Raw genomic sequence first — 17,384 nt, 5'->3', positions numbered from 1 at the left:
ATGGCCAGACCTCGTGTACTCTCCGGCATCCAGCCCACCGCGGACTCCTTCCACCTGGGCAATTACCTGGGTGCGGTCCGCCAGTGGGTCACCATGCAGGAGACCCACGACGCCTTCTACTGCGTGGTCGATCTCCACGCGATCACCGTGCCGACAGAGCCCGACGCGCTGCGCCGCCGCAGCCGCGTGGCCGCGGCGCAGCTCTTCGCCGCCGGGCTCGACCCGGAGCGTTCCACCGTCTTCGTGCAGTCGCACGTGCGCGAGCACACCGAGCTGGCGTGGGTGCTGATCTGCCTCACCGGCATGGGCGAGGCGGGGCGGATGACGCAGTTCAAGGACAAGTCGGCCAAGTTCGGGGAGAGCGCGGCCAGCGTGGGCCTGTTCACCTACCCGATCCTCCAGGCCGCCGACATCCTGCTCTACCAGGCCAACCTGGTCCCGGTCGGGGCCGACCAGAAGCAGCACCTGGAGCTCACCCGCGACCTGGGCCAGCGCTTCAACCACCGCTTCGGTGACACCTTCACGCTGCCGGACCCGTACATCCTCAAGGAGGTCGAGAAGATCACCGACCTCCAGGACCCGACGGCGAAGATGTCGAAGTCGTCCTCCAGCCCCGCGGGCATCCTCGACGTGCTGGAGCAGCCGGGGCCGCTGCGCAAGAAGGTCATGCGGGCGGTGACCGACACGGGCTCCGAGGTCCTGTTCGACGAGGCGAACAAGCCGGGCATCTCCAACCTGCTGCGCATCCAGTCGGCGCTGACCGGCACGCCCATCCCCGAGCTGGTCGCCCGCTACGAGGGGCAGGGTTACGGCACCTTCAAGAAGGACGTCGCCGAGGCCGTGGCGGAGGCGTTCGCGCCGATCAGGGAGCGTACGGAGAAGCTGCTGGCCGACGAGAAGGAGCTCGACCGCATGCTGGCGATCGGCGCCGAGCGCGCGTCGGCGGTGGCGAAGGAGACGATGGCGCAGGTGCGCGACAGGGTGGGCTTCCTGCCCAAGCTGTAAGGATCTGCGGGGAGGGCCGGGCTGTTGTGCAGCCCGGCCCTTTTTCGCGCCCTCGGCGGTACGTCGTTCGCTGACTTGCGTACGCATGACAGTGCTGCGTACAGTGTTCGCATCGAACAAACGATGTACGCGAGAAGGTGAAGGTCATGTCTCATCCGCGACGGTGGTGGATCCTGGTCGTGCTCTGCCTGAGCACGGCAGTGCTGGTCATCGACAACATGGTGCTCAACGTGGCGATCCCGCCGCTGGCCGGGGAACTGGGCGCGAGCGCCCAGGACATCCAGTGGATCATGGAGTCGTACATGCTGGTGTTCGCCGGCCTGCTGCTCACCGCGGGCAGCCTGTCGGACCGGTACGGGCGCCGCAGGGTCCTGATCATCGGGCTGGCGCTGTTCGGGCTCGCCTCGCTGGCGGCCACCGTCGCGGGCGACCCGGGGCAGCTCATCGCGGCCCGCGCGGTGATGGGCGTCGGCGGCGCGCTGATCATGCCGAGCACCCTGTCGATCCTGATCACCGTGTTCGAGGAGGAGGAGCGGCGCAAGGCCATGGCGGCCTGGAGCGCGGTCGCGATGACCGGGCTGATCGGCGGCCCGGTGCTGGGCGGCGTGCTCATCGCCTGGTTCTGGTGGGGCGCGGTCTTCCTGATCAACGTGCCGATCGCCATCGGCGCCATCGTCGCGGCCCTGCTGCTGATGCCCGAGTCCAAGGGCCCGGCGGTCAAGGCCGACCCGGTGGGCATGATCCTGTCGATGACCGGCATGACCGCGCTGGTCTGGACGATCATCGAGCTGCCCGTGCACGGCCCGTTCCAGGCGAGCGCGCTCCTGGCGGTGGCGGCGCTGGTCGCCTTCGTGGTCTGGGAGCTGCGCACGCCGTACCCGATGGTCCCGCTGGGCCTGTTCAGGAACCCCGACTTCAGCGGCGGCAGCCTCTCGCTCACCCTGGTCCAGATCGGCAACGGCGGCCTGCTCATCGTCCTGACCCAGTACCTGCAGTTCGTGCTCGGCTACACGCCCACGCAGGCCGGGCTGGCCTTCATCCCCATGGCGGTGGCCTCGCTGGCCTGCAACGCCCTCGGCGCGACGCTCGGCGCCAGGGTGGGCAACCGGGCGCTGGCCTCCGGCGGGATGGTCGTGGTCGCCGGGGCGTTCGCGCTGCTGGCCACCGTGTCGGCCGGTGACGGGTTCTGGGTGACCGGCGCCGCGCTGTTCCTGCTCGGAGCCGGCGGCGGCCTGGCCGCGCCGGCCGCCATCACCGCGCTCATGGGCGCCGTCCCGCAGGAGCAGGCCGGGGTCGGCTCCGCGCTGAACGACACGATCCAGCAGATGGGCGCCGCGCTCGGCGTGGCCGTCCTGGGCAGCGTCGTCGCCGCCGGCTTCACCGGCGCGATGCCCGCCGCCGCCCCCGAGCAGGCGCGCCGGTCGCTGCCCGACGCCCTCGCCACCGGGGACCCCGGCCTGGCGCAGGTCGCCCGCGACGCCTTCACCGGCGCCATGTCCACCGGCTTCCTCATCAGCGCCGCCGGGGTGCTGATCGCCGCCGCGCTCGCGTACGCGGTCATGCGGCCCCGTACGAAGCGGCCCGACCCCGTCCTCGCCACCACCTGAACCCCAAGGAGATCATCATGACGAACGTGAGCCACGACGAGCGGGGCACCTGGCGCGCCGAGGGCGGCTGGGGAACGGCCGACTCCGCGGGGCGCAGGCTCGACCTCGCCCGCTGGCAGGCCCGCCTGGACGAGCTGCGCGCCAAGCACCACGTGCCCGGCGCCCAGCTCGCCATCCTGACCGGCGGCACCGTGCACGAGCTGGCCACCGGCGTCCTGCACCGCGGCACGGGCCAGGAGGTGACGACCGACTCGGTCTTCCTGAGCGGCTCGATCGCCAAGGTCTACACCGCGGCCCTGGTGCTGACCCTGGTCGACGAGGGGCTGCTGGAGCTGGAGACGAAGGTCGTGGACGTGCTGCCCGAGTTCGGCACCCCCGACCCCGAGGCCACCGCGACGATCACCGTCAGGCAGCTGCTCTCCCACACCGGCGGCGTGACCAACGACTTCAACCACGACACCGGCCGCGGTGACGACTGCCTCGCCAAGTACGTCGAGGCCGCCAGGGCCGTGGCCCTCGACTGCCCGCCCGGCACCGCGGTCTCGTACGGCGGCCTCGGCTACGTCGTCCTGGGCCGGATCGTCGAGGTGCTGACCGGCCGGACCTGGGACCAGGCGCTGAAGGAGCGCGTCTTCGCCCCGCTCGGCCTCGACCACTCGATGACGCTGCCCGAGGAGGCGCTGCGCTTCCGGGTGGCCATGAGCCATCTGGGCGAGCCGGGCGCCTACCCCGACCCGGCGCCGGTCTGGGACATGATGCCGCGCTCCGCCGGACCGGCCGGCCGCGTCATCAGCTCGGCGGGCGACATGGCGCGCTTCGCCCGGATGCACCTCGACGGCGGCCTCGCGCCCGACGGCACCCGGGTCCTGTCCGCCGCGTCCGTCGCGGCCATGCAGCACAGGGAGACGGACGTACCGGACAAGTGGACCGTCAGCGCCGACGGATGGGGCCTCGGCTGGACCCTGTACGACTGGGACGGCGTCACCGGCTACGGCCACGACGGCGCCGCCATCGGCCAGTACGGCTACCTGCGCGTCGTCCCCTCGGCCGGCGTGGCCCTGGTCCTGCTCACCAACGGCGGCGCCGCCCGCCGCCTGTACGCCGACCTGTTCGCGGAGCTGCTCGGTGAGCTGGCCGGGGTCCGCATGCCCGAGCCCTTCGCCCCGGCCGCCGAGCCTCCCGCGATCGACTGGGCGTCGCTGACCGGCGTCTACCGGCGCGAGGGCGTGGTGGTCACCGTGGCCGAGGGCCGCATGCGCTACGAGTTCGTGGACGGCATGAAGGACCTCTCGCCGCCCCTGGACATGGAGCTGGCGCCCGTCACGGAGACGGTGTTCGCCGCCTCCGGCGCCGGCCCGTCCTTCAGCGAGGACTACATGCCCGTCGTCTTCTCCACCCTCACCGACGGCACCCGGTGCGTCTACGTCGGCATGCGGGCCACGCCCGAAGTCACGGCCTAGCCGGGCCCCGGGTACCGCCCGCGGTTCCTCCTCGCGCCCGATGATCGCGGCCAGGTGAGCGCCACCGCCCGCGTACGGCCCCGACGATCACCCGCAACCCCTGTTGCCAGGCTTCCTTAGCGGCGCTAAATTCCACTTAGCGACGCTAAGGAGCGGGTCAATGATCATCACAGCGAAGACCGCCGACGGGACGGAGGCGCGGGCCGTCGACGAGGGCGCCGGCCCTGTCGTCCTGATCCTGCACCCGGGCCTGGACGACGGGGCCTCCTGGGGCGCGGTGGCCGCGCGGCTGGCCTCCCGCCACCGGGTCGTCCGCCTCCATCGCCGCCGCTACCGGCTGGACCTCGACCAGCGCACCCCCTGCACGGTCGCGCAGGAGGTCGAGCACGTCCTCGCGGTGGTGGAGGCCGTCGGAGGCGGGCCGGTGCTGGTCGCGGGGCACTCGTCGGGGGCGGTGATCGCGCTGGAGGCCATGGTGGCGGCACCGCGGGCCTTCGCGGGCGCGGTCCTCTACGAGCCCCCGACCGTCATCGGCCCACCCTTGGGAGGCCCGGACGGCGAGGTCCACCGCCGCACCCGCGCCGCCGTCGCCGCGGGCCGGCCCGGCCGTGCCATGCGCATCTTCGTACGCGACACGGTGGGGTTGCCCGGCTGGGCGGCGCTGCTGGTGGGCTGCTTCGTGGCCGTGACGCCGAGGCTGCGCGCCCTGGCCCCGCGCCAGGTCGAGGACAACGTCGCCATGGACTCGCTCGGGGTCCGGCTGGACGCGTACGCGGGCATCCCGGCACCGGTGGTCCTGCTGGGCGGCGACCGCAGCCCGGCACACCTGGGCGAGCGCCTGGACGCGCTGGAGGGCACCCTCCCGCACCCGCGGCGCGTGCTGCTGTCCGGCCAGGGCCACTCGGCCCACGCCAAGGCTCCGGACCGCGTCGCCGCCGTCGTCGCCTCCCTCGCCGCCGAGGTGCTCGGCGAGGCGTAGGCCGGGCCCGGCCTCCTGGAGGCCGGGCGGAAGGGGAGGTGGGCGTCAGCCCTTGTGGAGGAGGCCGGCCTGGTGGGCCAGGGTCGAGGCGAGGGTGATGGCGTCGGGGCAGCCAACGCGTTCCCGCACCCCCCGAGCCGACAGGCGCGCGGTCATGGGCCGCAGCAGGACGGCCGTCCAGCGGGCCGCGGCGGGCGCGTCGACGCTGAAGTGGATCTCCCAGGCCGGGTACGTGCTGCGCAGGGCGTCGAGCTGCCGCCCCGCCAGCGGCCACTCGGCCTCGGACGGCGCCACGGTCATCTTCTCCGCGCCGCCCGGTGCACGCGCAGGAGGGCGCGCAGGGCGGCCAGGCTGGGCCTGGTGAGGCGGGTCTCGTCATGGATGGCGGTCCATCCGGAGTGATCTCGTTCGAACGACCACCCGGGGAACTCTCGCGTGGCCTCCTGGAGGAGTCGTTCCATGACGAAATCGGCACTCGGCGCTGTGGTCATGGACGCAGAGTCGCACCGGTACGCCGCTCCGTGACGAACTCCGGCGAAAGATCTCCCCGTTCGTATCGTGCGAACTCAGAGTTCGGCGCGGTCAGATCGGGATGCGGTCAGATGGGGATGTCGTGGCGCTCGGCGAGATAGCGCACCTCCGGCGCCCAGGACGGCCTGGCCCGCCGCGCCAGCGACCGGACCATCTCGCGCAGCAGCAGCTTGTGGTCGAGCTCCTCGGGGCATTCGCGCTCGATGCGCAGGAGGTGGAGCAGGCTGGCGGCGTCGTCGCCGGTGTCCTCGCAGGCGCGGGCGACGTGGCCGAGGTGGGTGGTGCGGCGCTCGATGGACGGCGTGCGGCGCAGGTCGATGTCGTCGGACAGGTGCAGCACCGCCTCGGGACGGCCGGTGTCGTTCTCGATGCTGGCCATGTGGATGGCGACGTTGGTGGGGCCGAAGAAGGCCAGGTCGTAGACGCCGGAGGAGTCCTCGACGCGCTCGGCGAGCCGTGCCGCCGGGCCGCGTACCCGCTCCCTGGCCTCGTCGTCGGCCCCCATGCGGGCCTCGCCGATGGCGGCGAGCAGGTGCAGAGCGCCGAGTGCCTTGATGTGGCGCTCGTCGCCGTCCCCGACGTGCGGTTCGAGCTGCTCGATGGCGCGCCGCGCCACGTCGTGGGCGATCTCGTGCATGTCGTCCGACAACATCGACTGCCCCAGGTTCCAGTACGCCCAGGCGATCATCAGCGGATCGGCGGACTCCTCGGCGAAGCGCATCGCCCGGTCGGCGGCCAGATGCGCGAGGTCCACCCGCCGCAGGTGCTTGAGCACCCCCCTGGCCAGCAGGTACGCGTCCGTCGCCACGCTGTACGACCGGTGCGTGCGCTCCAGGGCGAGGCTCTCGGCGTCGGTGACGAGGGACGGCAGCGCGGCCATGAGGATCGAGTAGCGGCGCTGCGAGGTGAACCAGGCGTTGCGGGCCGCCGCCACGCGCTCGGAGAGCTGCTCGGCGTCGGGCGGCTCGATGTCGGGGCCCATCGACCGGCTGGTGAACAGGGCACGCTCGATGTCGCTGATCTGCGGCCTGCTGGGCTCGTGGGAGTCGCGCGGGGTCTCTCCCAGGAGCACGGCGGTGCGTACGCCCAGCACCTTGGCGATCTCCCGCAGCAGGGGGAGCGAGGGTGTTCTCTTGCCGTGCTCGATCAGCTCGATGTGCCTGGGGGTGCAGCCGGACTGGGTGGCCAGCGCGGTGGTGCTCATGCCCCGGCGCTCGCGCTGGAGCCTGACCATCTGCCCGGTGCTGATTTCGGCCATGGGCGTGACGCCTCCTGGATCGGTCCCAACTGCACTCAGGCTAGGGCTCCCGATGTGTGGCTGCCATGGTTTCCGCCCTGCTCAGGCCCGCGAATGATGAGCCAGCAGCCGGGCCAGCAGAGCGGAGAACTGTTCACGTTCCGGTCCGGTCAGGGGCGCGAGCAGGTCGTCCTGGAGGCCGGCGATCAGCTCGTCGAGCCGCTCCAGGTGGCGGCGGCCGGAGTCGGTCATGGTGATGACGTTGCGGCGGCGGTCGGCGGGGTCGGGTGCGCGCTCGACGTGGCCGCGCTCCTCGAGCTCGTTGACGACGGCGACCATGTCGCTGCGGTAGACGCCGGTGCGCCTGCTCAGCTCGGCCTGGCTGGCGGGGCCGGACGCGCGCAGCGCGACCAGTGCCGCGTAGTGCCACTTGCGGGCGTCGGCCGCGCCGAGGCGCTCGCCGGCGAGGCGGTCGGCGTACATCGCCACCTGCGACAACATCCGGCTGGGCAGGGCGCGCAGCAGTTCGGGGGTGGCCTGCTCGTCCATCTCGTACGTCACGCCCACGATCTTACCTGTTGCGTTAGTGGCACTAACGATGTAACTTCGTTAGTGCTACGAACGTTAGTTGCTCGAACGAATGGGAAACCGTCATGCCGAAGATCGATGTGCTCGACTCCGAGATGTACTACGAGGAGTCCGGGGAGGGGGTCCCCTTCGTCTTCCTCCACGGCAACCCCGCCTCCTCCCACCTGTGGCGCGAGGTGCTGCCGGGCGTGGCCGGGCCCGGCCGCCGCCTGCTCGCCCCCGACCTGATCGGCATGGGCCGCTCGGGCAAGCCCGACCTGGCGTACCGGTTCGCCGACCACGCCCGCTACCTCGACGCCTGGTTCGACGCGCTGGGGCTCGACGAGGCGGTGCTGGTCGGTCACGACTGGGGCGGCGCCCTGGCGTTCGACCGGGCTGCCCGCCACCCGGGGCGGACGCGCGGCGTGGCGTTCCTGGAGACCTTCGTGCGGCCGCTGAGCCTGGCCGAGCTGGGTGAGGGGCCGCGGGCCAGGGCGAAGATGATCAGGAGCGCCGAGGGCGAGACGCTGGTGCTCGACCAGAACGTCCTGCTGGAGACCGCGTTCACCGGAGGCGTGCTGCACCCGCTGAGCGAGCAGGAGCGGCGGCCGTACCTGGAGCCGTACCCGACGCGGGAGAGCCGGCGGCCGCTGCTGGAGTGGGCGCGCTCGCAGCCGATCGACGGGGACCCGGCCGACGTGGTCGAGCGGATCGAGGCCTACGGCAGGTGGCTGGCCCGCAGCGGCGACGTGCCCAAGCTGCTGCTCACCTTCGACTCCTCGCCGACGCTGCTCATCACGGAGCGGATGGCCGCCTGGTGCGCGGAGCACATCGCCGCCCTGGAGATCGAGCACTGCGGCCCGGCGGGCCACCACGCGCCGGAGGACAGCCCCGACGCCATCGCCGCCGCCGTCGCGGCCTGGGCCGCCCGGCAGGGCCTGTGAGCCAGTGGACGGTGTCATGGTCGCGGGGCATGTGCTGAAGAGTGGTGGGCAGATGCTCCATCACGACCTGGCGACGGTCCTGGTGGCCCTGGCGGCCCTGGCGGTGGCCGCCGTGTGATCGCCGCCGCGCGAAGAGGGGTGTGATGGCGAGTCTTACCGAGCGCGTCGAATCGGTGAAGGCCTGGGGCCGCGCCAAGCTGGACCACTGGCGGGTGCGCAGGCTGTCGCTCGACCATCTCATCCGGGCGGCGCAGCGCTACCAGATCCAGTCCGGCGACCGGCTGGCGGGCGCGGTCACCTACTTCACGTTCCTGTCCTTCTTCCCGCTGCTGGTGCTGGGGTACTCGGTGCTCGGCTTCGTGGTGGCCACCAGCGAGACCACCCGCAAGGCGCTGAACCAGGCGATCGCCGAGCGGCTGCCCGGCATCATGGACAAGCTGAACTTCGACCTGGAGCAGATCGCCGAGGTCAAGATGACCGCGGGGATCATCGGCCTGCTCGGCCTGCTCTACGCCGGGCTCGGCGCGCTCGACGCGATGCGCGGGGCGCTGCGCGAGATGTCGATGACCACCGCGCCGCCGCTCGACTTCTTCCTCGGCAAGCTGCGCGACCTGGCCTCGCTGATCCTGCTGGGCGTCACGGCGATCTCGTCCGTCCTGGTCGCGGGGTTCGCCACGACCGCCACCGACCATGTCATGAAGATGGTGTTCGGCGGGGACTCGCCGGTGGGCCGGCTGCTGTTCCGGGTCGCCGGGGTGGTGGCGAGCGTGGGGGCCGACTGGCTGCTGTTCGTGATCCTGCTCGGCTGGGTGGCCAGGCCCACCCAGCCGTTCCGGGTGATCGCCAAGGGGGCCCTGCTCGGCGCGATCCTGTTCGGGGTGCTCAAGCAGATCGCGACGCTGCTGCTGGCGAGCACGATGGGCAACGTGGTGTACGGCGCGTTCACCGCCATCGCCGGTCTGCTGGTCTGGATGAACTTCTCGGCCAGGCTCGTCCTCTTCGTCGCGGCCTGGACGGCCACCGCGGGGCTCTGCCCGCCGCCGTCCCCGTCGCCGATCCCGTCCACGGAGGTGGACAGCCCGCCCGGGGACGGCCCGGCGCCCATGCCGGAACGGCCCTCCAGGGCGGGCGAGCGGTCAGAGGCGTGATCCACCGCGGGTCAGAGGCGTGAGATCTCCACCCGCCCGAGGCGTGATCCACCGCCCGTCAGAGGCGTGACCGGCCGCGCTTGCGGCGGATCCCGTACCCGAGCCAGATCAGCCCGAACAGCAGGCCCCCGCCGATCACCAGCGAGCCGATCGTCCTGGTGGAGTCGGTCTGCTTGGAGGCGGCGGTGTCCAGCAGCGGCGGCTGGGCGGCCGGCGTGACGGAGACGCCGGGCGAGCCCGACGCGCCCGGCGCGGCGGACGGCTGCTGCCGGGGTGCGGCGAGTGCCGAGGCCGGGAGCGGGTCCACGAGCCGGCCGACCGGGGCGGTCTTGCCCCGCACCGAGAAGCCCCAGTCGAGGAGCTGGCTCACCTCGTCCCAGAAGCCGCCCTCGTGCCGCATGATGCTCACCACGATCGTGTGGCCGCCTCGGGTGGCCGCGCCGACGAAGCTGGCCTGCGCCTTGGAGGTCCAGCCGTTCTTCACGCCGACCATGCCGTCGTAGCGCCAGAGCAGCTTGTTGTGGTTGCTGATCTCGTAGTACCCCTTGGGTGCCGGGAACTTGGCGACCTTCGTGCTGATGTACCGCCGGAAGTCGGCGTTGGCCAGCCCCGCGCGGGCGATCAGCGCCAGGTCGTACGCCGAGCTGCTCTGCCCGGGCTTGTCCAGCCCGCTGGGCGTCTTGGCCACGGTGTCGTACGCCTGCAGCCGCTTGGCCTCGGCGTTCATGTCGCTCATGGTCTTGGCCAGGCTGCCGTTCGTCTCGGCGAGTGCCATGGCGGCGTCGTTGCCCGACGACATCATCAGCGCCCTGAACAGGTCCTCGACCTTGTACGTGGCCTTCGGCGACAGGCCGACCGCGCTGCCTTCCTGGTTGCAGGCGTTGTGGCTGGGCCGGACCTTGCGGTTCTTGTCGAGCTTGGGGATCAGGGTGACCGCGGTCAGCGTCTTGAGCGTGCTGGCCGGCAGGTATCGCCCGTGGGGATCCTTGGCGGCGAGCACCTCACCCGTGTCGGCGTCCGCGATGACGTACGAAGTAGCCTTGCTCTTGGGCGGCTTCTTGACGCCTGCGGGGGCGACCAGGCCGCGGCTGCCCAGCGCCTCGCCGCCGACCGGCGTCGTCGGTTCGGCGTGTGCGGTCCCGCCGGTGAGCGCGACCGAGGCGATGAGTGCCGTGACCGGCATGATTTTCGTCCACATGGCGGTCTCAGCGTAGCTCCGTGTTAATGCGCATGTGGCGACACATCCCCCGAAGATCCACGTTCGATGCTAGAGAGGTACATGTGTCACGAAAGATCGCCGGTTTCCTCATCGTCCTCGGCGCGTTCATGATCTTCGAGTGGGTGAATCTGGGGTTTAACTTGGCCGACGGCCACCCGACCAGCTTCTACGTGGTGCACGGCGTGCTGATCGTGGTGAACGTCATCCTCGGCGCCGTGCTGGCGGTGATCGGCTGGCGCGGGCTGCGCCAGGTCAGGGACCGCACAGGAGCCGCCGGGTGAGGGCGTGCAGCTCGTCGGCCTCCTCCCGGGAGTCGCCGATCGAGGTGAAGCCGAGCTTGCCGTGCTCGGGGATGGCGCCGAGCAGGTGGAAGACGTTCCCGGTGCGCCGCTCGGCGTCGAAGCCGATGCCGAGCCGGTCGGCGGTCCGCATCACCTCACCGGGCGTGCGCCCGCGAAGGCAGCCGGAGGCGCAGTTGTCGGTCGCCGTGTAGAACTTCGGCTGGCTGCCGGACATGAGGTGGCCGGTGGCCGGGTCGTACGAGGCCCCGGTCGTCAGCACGGCGGCGCCGAACGGATGCGTGGTGCCGCCGATGCGCAGGTTGATCTCGCACAGCAGCGCCGCGTACCCGGCGTCGGCCTTCAGCGCGAAGAAGTCCATCCCGAACAGCCCGACCACGCCGCGCCCGGCCAGGATCCGCGCGATCCGCGCGGCCGACTCGCCGACCTCGGCGCGGTACTCGGGCGCCGCGGGGAACGTGCAGCCCTGGTAGACGTGCCCGTTGGGGCCGCCGAGCACCTGGTCGTGCGTGGCGAGCACCTGGGCATGTCCGCCCGGCGTGATTTGAGCCAGCGCGCTCGGGTAGTAGAGCGGCCTATGTTCGATGAACTCCTCCACCACCGCCCCCCGGTCCCGGATCTTGCGCAGGTAGTTGTCCCAGGTCTCACCCGCGGCGGAGAAGCTGGTCAGCGATCTGTCGGCCTTGGTGACGATCGCGTTGCCGAGGCCGGAGTAGGCGTCGTTCAGCTTGACGATCACCCGTTCGCCCGGCAGGGCCTCCAGGGCCTCCTCGATCTGGAGCTCGGAGCGTACGTCGCCGAAGCCGCGCGCCATCGGCACCCCGGCTTCATGTCCCACCTCCCGGGCCCCGCTCTTGGAGCCGTAATAGGAAAGGGACGTGGCGGGTCCGTAGAGGGGAACGTTGAGTAGCGACGCGAGCTCCTCCTCGAGCTCGCTCAGCACGAACGGGACCAGCCAAGCGTCGCCGTCGATCGCCGCACGCAGTTGCTCGATGGCATCGGGCCGGTCGAGCAGGGTCCTGGTCAACGGCTGAGACCAGGGGTCGTCGAGGCTGATCAGCGTCAGACGCTTGGCCGCGTCATCCGGGTCGGGCAGGAAGGCGAAGTAGTAGTCGATGATGTCGGGATCGACGGGTGCGGAGGACAGGTAGACCACCTTGACCCCGGGCTCGCGGAGCGTGAGCAGGAGGAACAGCAGACGTTCCTCGTACGACCTGGCTGCCGTGATCCGGCGGAGCTCATCCTGCGGAAGGGAGAGCGAGGGCACGACCACCAGGGTCCCCTCACTCGGCTCGAAGATGCTCAACCCAGCACTCTTCTCCCCGAACGGGATATTAGTGATCATATAGCGAGTGAAACACGCATTCTTCTCAAATGCAGCCACCGTTGAAGTGTGATGACCATGACAGAAGGTGACAGGATTCGGAATCGCTGACCACGTTTGAACTGACAGCATCGGGTCACGATCTACTGATCCCTTGTGACTATTTCCGGATCAGCCGTATGCCTACGGAACGTGACCCACCTGCGGTTACGGGCCTGCAGTCAGGCAACTTTTGGTGTATCTGCCGTCGCGAAGCGGCACGGGAGCGATAAAGTCGAAGCATCGCCATCGGGCTCACGGCCGACCGCTGTGCTCCCGGGCTGCAGCGGCACTCGCGACAGTTCACCGCGAAGCCCGTGCTGACGATCTCGCGCACCGAAACCAGTGGGTGTGTCTTTTGATTCGCCGAGCGGCCGCTCAACCCGGGTGGCCACCGCGGGATGGAGAGTTTTCTTGGAGCGCACGAGCCGCGATGGCCAGCACGTATGGGGCGCGCGGCATGGGACGGGACGGTGACATATGCGGGGACGTGAGCTTCGGGGGGAACTCGACGCGTTCCTGGCGGAGACCGAGCAGGAGCTGGTGGCATTCCGCCGCGACCTGCACATGCACCCCGAGCTGGCCTTCGCCGAATATCGCACGACACAGCGGATCGCCGAGCGGCTCACCGCCGCCGGGCTGACCCCGTCGGTGCTGCCCAGGGGCACGGGGCTCATCTGCGACGTGGGCAGCGGCGACGGGCCGACCGTCGCGCTGCGCGCCGACATCGACGCGCTGCCCCTGCAGGACGAGAAGGACGTGCCCTACCGCTCGACCGTGGCCGGCGCCTGCCACGCGTGCGGGCACGACGTGCACACCACGGTCCTGCTCGGCACCTCGCTCTTCCTGGCCCAGCAGGCCGCCGCGGGGCTGCTGCCCGGCCGGGTACGCCTGATCTTCCAGCCGGCCGAGGAGCTCCCCGGCGGCGCGCTGGAGGTCATGGCCCAGGGCGGCATCAGCGGCGTCGACCGCATCTTCGGCCTCCACTGCGACCCGCGCGTGGACGTGGGCCAGGTCGGCCTCAGGAGCGGCCCGATCACCTCCGCCTGCGACAAGATCGTCATCCGTGTCTCCGGGCCCGGCGGCCACACCGCCCGCCCCCACCTCACCGCCGACCTCGTCTTCGCGCTCGCCAAGATCCTCACCGAGCTGCCCGCCGCGCTGTCGCGCCGCGTCGACCCGCGCTCGTCGCTCAGCCTCGTCTGGGGCCGCGTCGAGGCCGGCTCCGCCGCCAACGCCATCCCCGACGACGGGGTGGCCGAGGGGACGGTGCGCTGCCTCGACGAGAACGCCTGGCACGCCGCGCCCGACCTGATCAAGTCGCTGCTGGAGTCGGTGGCCGGCGCCTACGGCATCGAGGCCACGATGGACTACACGCGCGGGGTGCCGCCGGTGGTCAACGACGAGGTCAGCGTGGAGATGCTGGCCGAGGCGAGCGAGCGGGCCCTCGGCGCGGGGGCCGTCGTCCCCACCCAGCAGTCGCTGGGCGGGGAGGACTTCGCGTGGTACCTGGAGTCGATCCCCGGCGCGTTCGCCCGGCTGGGCACGCGGTCGCCCGACGGGGTGACGTACGACATCCACCAGGGGACGTTCGACGTGGACGAGCAGGCGATAGCGATGGGCGTGCGGGTGATGGCCGCCACGGCGCTGACGGCGCTGTGGGAGGTCGGCCCGCTCGACTCCATCACCTCCGCCATGGCCTGACCGGCCTCCCGGCTTCCCGGACCCCCGCCGTGCTCCGGCGGGGGTCCGTCGCTTGCCGGGCTACGGCAGCCTGCCGAGCACCACCGGGAGCCGCAGCGCCGACTTGCCCGGCGACACGGTGACCTTGGTGCCGGGCGGGTAGCGCAGGGTGTAGTCGTAGTCGGTCGAGATGATCACCAGGCCCAGCCGGTGCCCCTTCTTGAACAGGTGGTCCGTGGGCTGGAAGTCCCAGGTGAAGGAGTACTCCTTGCCCGGGCGCAGCGGCTCCGTCCGGTCCGCGCGATGCCGGTTGCGCACGTCGAGCCACCCCCGGGTGACGATCTTGTACGGGGTGGTGGCGGTGCCGAGCGTCCTGAGCGTGGTGCAGCCCGTGTCACCGGGCACCCCCTGCCCGTAGCAGTAGCTCTGCCCGGTGGAGACCAGGGTCCCGTTCGGGCGCACGTCCGTGCCGTAGTCCACCAGCAGCGCCGTCAGGTACGGCGAGGCCCCGTCCTTGAACGACGCCCGCACCGAGACCGTCGGCGTCCCCGAGATCCGCACGTCCGCGGGCAGCGCCCCGGTCGTGTACGCCAGCCGGTTCGGATCGGCCCCGGTCGCCTCCACGAGCTGCTCGGCCGTCCTGACCTTCTGGTCCACGAACGTCTCCGGAGCCGACCGGGGACGCGGGACCAGGCCGAGCGAGGAGCCCGAGCCGGGGAAGAGCGGGACGGTGGCCGCGCCGGGCAGCGGCCACGAGGCGTGCTGGGCCCACCGGCCGGGCCCGATCTCCACGTCCGCCTGCGGCTCGCGCATGATGCCCGAGTCGATCCCGTACAGCCAGTGGTCGAACCAGCCGTGCAGCTGGCGCAGCCACTCGGCGGTGCGCAGGCTGAAGGGGTTCATGTGGGTGCCCTGGTGCAGCCAGATCTTGCGCGGCACGTCCCGCTTGGACAGCGCGTACCACCACTGCGCGAACTGCTTGGTCTTGACGTTCCAGTCGTTGAGCCCGTGCACGAGGAAGACGCTGGCCTTCACCTTGCGCACGTCGTTGAGGTAGTTGCGCTCGTCCCAGAGGCGGCTGTAGTCGCCGGTGATCCGGTCCTGGGTGGCGGTCAGCCCGTCGACCACCTCGCCGCACGCCTCCTGGCCGTTCTGCCTGGTCAGTACGTACTTGGCGAGCACGTCCAGGTCCTCGCCCTGGAAACCGCCGGGTGCGAGGACGCCGCCGTTGGCGCGGTAGTAGTCGTACCAGCTGGAGATCGCGGCGATCGGCACGATCGTCTCCAGGCCTTCGACGCCGGTCGCGGCGACGGCGTTGGGCAGCGTGCCGTTGTACGAGACGCCGATCATGCCGACCTTGCCCGTGGACCAGGTGGCCTCGACGGGGTTGCCTGCGGCATCGAAGCCCTTGGCCCGGCCGTTCAGCCAGTCGATCGCGGCCTTTGGGCCCGCGGTCTCGTTCCGGCCGCCCGAGGTGGGGCAGCCGGTGGCGCGGGCGCTGCCCAGGTTCTCCACCAGCGCGATGGCGTAGCCGCGGGGCAGGAAGTAGTTGTCGTAGTAGCCGTCGAACGGGCCTGCGGCGTCGAGCTTGGCCGACAGCGCGGTCATGGCGGGCAGGGGGACGCCGTTCTCGTCCACGTCCACGGGGTGGTTGGCGACGTCGTTGCCGGGGGCGTAGTAGGGGCTGGCCTCCATGATCACGGGGACCTTGAGCCCCTGGTCCGTCTCCTTGGGGCGCAGGATGTCCACGGCGACCCGGTCGTCGGCGCCGTCGTTGTCGCTGTCGGTTCCCGCGACCTCGACGAACACGGTCTGCAGGATGGCGTCCGCCCTGGAGAAGATCGGCTGGGTGGCGTTGTCCTGGATCTTCACGGCCGGGGTGTCGGCCGTGGCGGGTGCGGTGCCGGTCAGGGTCGCCACGAGTAAGGCGACCAGCGGCACGGAGAGGGCTCTCCACGGGTGCATGCGGGGCTCCGATACGAAGATTTCCACCGTCGGAGGGAATCTCCGTCACGATGGGCACTCAGGGCAAGAGGTGATCGACCACCAAAGTTGGGCAAAACTTTCCAAAGGCATCCGAAGTGCCCGAATCGCGATTCAGGTCACGGACGCGAGTGATGTCGGTAACGGAGCGGTTGCGACCCTGTGTCCCAGTTTGGTTGTCCCTGGTCAAGCAACTATCTTCCGTGCAGGTGCCGTACGTTCTGTCGCGCCTGCGACCAAATCGGCGGCGGGGAAATGGAAGGGAGTCGCCTTGCTCGGCAAGCGATTCAACAGTGTGGCGCTCGGTTCGGTCGCCGGCGTCCTGCTCATGGCGGCGGCCGCCTGCGGTGGCGGCGGTGGGGGGACCACGGCCAGCCAGGAGCCGACCAGCGCGGCGAGCAGCGAGGCGTCCAAGGGCGCGCTCAAGGTGGGTCTCGCGTTCGACATCGGCGGTCGCGGTGACAAGTCCTTCAACGACTCGGCCTACGCCGGCCTGGAGAAGGCCAAGACGGAGCTCGGCGCGGAGATCAAGGAGCTGAGCCCGGCCTCCGACGGCTCCAACCGCGGTGACCTGCTGCGCCAGCTCGCCGACGCCGGCTACAACCCGATCATCGGCGTCGGCTTCGCCTACGCCGAGGACGTCAAGAAGGCGGCCGAGGAGTACCCGGACATTCAGTTCGCGGTCGTCGACTCGGCCTCCAACGCCCCCAACGTGACCGGCCTGCTGTTCGCCGAGGAGCAGGGCTCCTACCTGGCGGGCGTCGCGGCGGCGACCAAGTCCGAGAGCGGCCACGTCGGCTTCGTCGGCGGCGTCGAGAACGACCTGATCAAGAAGTTCGAGGCGGGCTTCGTGGCGGGCGTGAAGTCGGTCAAGGCGGACGCCAAGATCGACGTCAAGTACCTCACCCCCGACGGTGACTTCTCCGGCTTCAAGGCACCCGACAAGGGCAAGCTCGCGGCCGAGAGCATGTACCAGAGCGGCGCGGACATCATCTACCACGCCTCCGGCGACTCCGGCCTCGGCGTGTTCCAGGCGGCGGCCGCGGCCAAGAAGAAGGCCATCGGCGTCGACTCCGACCAGCGCCAGACGGTCAAGGAGACCGACCTGCAGTCGGTGATCATGACGTCCATGCTCAAGCGCGTCGACGTCGGCGTCTTCGAGTTCATCAAGGCCTTCCAGGGCGGCGCCAAGGGCGGCACGAACACCACCTACGACCTGAAGGTCGACGGCGTGGGTCTGTCCACCACCGGTGGCGAGATCGACGACATCAAGGACAAGCTCGACGCTGCCAAGAAGGACATCGTCGACGGCAAGATCACGGTTCCTGCCAAGCCGTAAACGGGGTAGGAGAGACACCT

At 70.7% G+C, this 17,384-nt stretch carries 15 protein-coding genes and 1 pseudogene; 9 read left to right on the top strand and 7 right to left on the bottom strand.

The features are described 5' to 3' along the window. The 4 genes from trpS to ACBJ32_RS22860 all read left to right on the top strand — a co-directional run bounded on the left by trpS (window position 1) and on the right by ACBJ32_RS22860 (window position 5,051). Window positions 1-1,005, top strand: coding sequence for a tryptophan--tRNA ligase (trpS, locus tag ACBJ32_RS22875; protein WP_357886825.1), 1,005 nt, complete (start codon window positions 1-3; stop codon window positions 1,003-1,005). A gap of 146 nt (window positions 1,006-1,151) precedes the next feature. Next, entirely contained in the window at window positions 1,152-2,612 is a 1,461-nt protein-coding gene (locus tag ACBJ32_RS22870) for an MFS transporter (protein WP_375128404.1), read from the top strand. Between the two features lie 17 nt (window positions 2,613-2,629). Then, window positions 2,630-4,072 (top strand): serine hydrolase domain-containing protein, encoded by a 1,443-nt coding sequence (locus ACBJ32_RS22865; protein WP_375128403.1) that lies wholly within the window; start codon window positions 2,630-2,632, stop codon window positions 4,070-4,072. 160 nt (window positions 4,073-4,232) lie between these two features. Continuing rightward, entirely contained in the window at window positions 4,233-5,051 is an 819-nt protein-coding gene (locus tag ACBJ32_RS22860; RefSeq protein WP_375128402.1) for an alpha/beta fold hydrolase, read from the top strand. A 45-nt stretch (window positions 5,052-5,096) separates the two neighbouring features. On the opposite strand, the gene ACBJ32_RS22855 is transcribed toward ACBJ32_RS22860, so the two are convergent. The 4 genes from ACBJ32_RS22855 to ACBJ32_RS22840 form a co-directional block, all read right to left on the bottom strand. After that, window positions 5,097-5,345, bottom strand: coding sequence for a hypothetical protein (locus tag ACBJ32_RS22855; RefSeq protein WP_375128401.1), 249 nt, complete (start codon window positions 5,343-5,345; stop codon window positions 5,097-5,099). Between the two features lie 2 nt (window positions 5,346-5,347). Further along, complete coding sequence (locus ACBJ32_RS22850) at window positions 5,348-5,542, bottom strand: hypothetical protein (RefSeq protein ID WP_357886810.1); 195 nt, start codon at window positions 5,540-5,542, stop codon at window positions 5,348-5,350. 107 nt (window positions 5,543-5,649) lie between these two features. Next, a complete protein-coding gene (locus tag ACBJ32_RS22845) occupies window positions 5,650-6,840 on the bottom strand; it encodes a helix-turn-helix transcriptional regulator (RefSeq protein ID WP_357886807.1) in 1,191 nt (396 codons plus the stop codon). A gap of 81 nt (window positions 6,841-6,921) precedes the next feature. After that, window positions 6,922-7,380, bottom strand: coding sequence for a MarR family winged helix-turn-helix transcriptional regulator (locus ACBJ32_RS22840; protein WP_375128400.1), 459 nt, complete (start codon window positions 7,378-7,380; stop codon window positions 6,922-6,924). An 86-nt stretch (window positions 7,381-7,466) separates the two neighbouring features. Here ACBJ32_RS22840 and ACBJ32_RS22835 point away from each other — a divergent pair. Beyond that, window positions 7,467-8,330 (top strand): annotated as a pseudogene (locus tag ACBJ32_RS22835) (haloalkane dehalogenase); the annotation flags it as partial. A 143-nt stretch (window positions 8,331-8,473) separates the two neighbouring features. Beyond that, on the top strand, window positions 8,474-9,478 hold the full coding sequence (locus ACBJ32_RS22830) for a YihY/virulence factor BrkB family protein (RefSeq protein WP_375128399.1): 1,005 nt from the start codon (window positions 8,474-8,476) through the stop codon (window positions 9,476-9,478). Between the two features lie 58 nt (window positions 9,479-9,536). Here the strand turns inward: ACBJ32_RS22830 and ACBJ32_RS22825 are convergent, their stop codons facing one another. Then, window positions 9,537-10,676 (bottom strand): D-alanyl-D-alanine carboxypeptidase, encoded by a 1,140-nt coding sequence (locus ACBJ32_RS22825; protein ID WP_357886799.1) that lies wholly within the window; start codon window positions 10,674-10,676, stop codon window positions 9,537-9,539. Window positions 10,677-10,759: 83 nt separating this feature from the next. Here ACBJ32_RS22825 and ACBJ32_RS22820 point away from each other — a divergent pair, with 83 nt between their 5' ends. After that, entirely contained in the window at window positions 10,760-10,978 is a 219-nt protein-coding gene (locus ACBJ32_RS22820; RefSeq protein ID WP_357886796.1) for an SCO4848 family membrane protein, read from the top strand. On the opposite strand, the gene ACBJ32_RS22815 is transcribed toward ACBJ32_RS22820, so the two are convergent. Beyond that, a complete protein-coding gene (locus ACBJ32_RS22815) occupies window positions 10,950-12,302 on the bottom strand; it encodes a peptide ligase PGM1-related protein (RefSeq protein WP_357886793.1) in 1,353 nt (450 codons plus the stop codon). The two genes, ACBJ32_RS22820 and ACBJ32_RS22815, sit on opposite strands and share 29 nt — an antisense overlap. 537 nt (window positions 12,303-12,839) lie before the next feature. Here ACBJ32_RS22815 and ACBJ32_RS22810 point away from each other — a divergent pair. Further along, window positions 12,840-14,063: a M20 family metallopeptidase gene (locus ACBJ32_RS22810; RefSeq protein ID WP_375128397.1), complete on the top strand. Its 1,224-nt coding sequence runs from the start codon at window positions 12,840-12,842 to the stop codon at window positions 14,061-14,063. A gap of 60 nt (window positions 14,064-14,123) precedes the next feature. Here ACBJ32_RS22810 and ACBJ32_RS22805 read toward each other — a convergent pair whose 3' ends face one another. Next, window positions 14,124-16,007: a Xaa-Pro dipeptidyl-peptidase gene (locus ACBJ32_RS22805; protein ID WP_375128396.1), complete on the bottom strand. Its 1,884-nt coding sequence runs from the start codon at window positions 16,005-16,007 to the stop codon at window positions 14,124-14,126. A 289-nt stretch (window positions 16,008-16,296) separates the two neighbouring features. Between ACBJ32_RS22805 and ACBJ32_RS22800 the strand changes: the two genes are divergently transcribed. Beyond that, a complete protein-coding gene (locus ACBJ32_RS22800) occupies window positions 16,297-17,364 on the top strand; it encodes a BMP family protein (RefSeq protein ID WP_375128395.1) in 1,068 nt (355 codons plus the stop codon). Window positions 17,365-17,384: the final 20 nt, after the last annotated feature.

Origin of the sequence: Nonomuraea sp. GTA35, from assembly GCF_041950525.1 — a bacterium.
Taxonomy (GTDB): domain Bacteria; phylum Actinomycetota; class Actinomycetes; order Streptosporangiales; family Streptosporangiaceae; genus Nonomuraea.
Note: the sequence above shows the minus strand (reverse complement) of the source record. Positions and strands in the feature narration are given on the sequence as shown.

Excerpts from the sequence above, each read along its gene's own strand:
- ACBJ32_RS22810 (WP_375128397.1), top strand. The coding sequence starts at position 12,840 with ATGCGGGGACGTGAGCTTCGGGGGGAACTCGACGCGTTCCTGGCGGAG.
- ACBJ32_RS22845 (WP_357886807.1), bottom strand. The coding sequence starts at position 6,840 with ATGGCCGAAATCAGCACCGGGCAGATGGTCAGGCTCCAGCGCGAGCGC.
- ACBJ32_RS22850 (WP_357886810.1), bottom strand. The coding sequence starts at position 5,542 with ATGACCACAGCGCCGAGTGCCGATTTCGTCATGGAACGACTCCTCCAG.
- ACBJ32_RS22830 (WP_375128399.1), top strand. The coding sequence starts at position 8,474 with ATGGCGAGTCTTACCGAGCGCGTCGAATCGGTGAAGGCCTGGGGCCGC.
- ACBJ32_RS22865 (WP_375128403.1), top strand. The coding sequence starts at position 2,630 with ATGACGAACGTGAGCCACGACGAGCGGGGCACCTGGCGCGCCGAGGGC.
- ACBJ32_RS22860 (WP_375128402.1), top strand. The coding sequence starts at position 4,233 with ATGATCATCACAGCGAAGACCGCCGACGGGACGGAGGCGCGGGCCGTC.
- trpS (WP_357886825.1), top strand. The coding sequence starts at position 1 with ATGGCCAGACCTCGTGTACTCTCCGGCATCCAGCCCACCGCGGACTCC.
- ACBJ32_RS22805 (WP_375128396.1), bottom strand. The coding sequence starts at position 16,007 with ATGCACCCGTGGAGAGCCCTCTCCGTGCCGCTGGTCGCCTTACTCGTG.
- ACBJ32_RS22825 (WP_357886799.1), bottom strand. The coding sequence starts at position 10,676 with ATGTGGACGAAAATCATGCCGGTCACGGCACTCATCGCCTCGGTCGCG.
- ACBJ32_RS22870 (WP_375128404.1), top strand. The coding sequence starts at position 1,152 with ATGTCTCATCCGCGACGGTGGTGGATCCTGGTCGTGCTCTGCCTGAGC.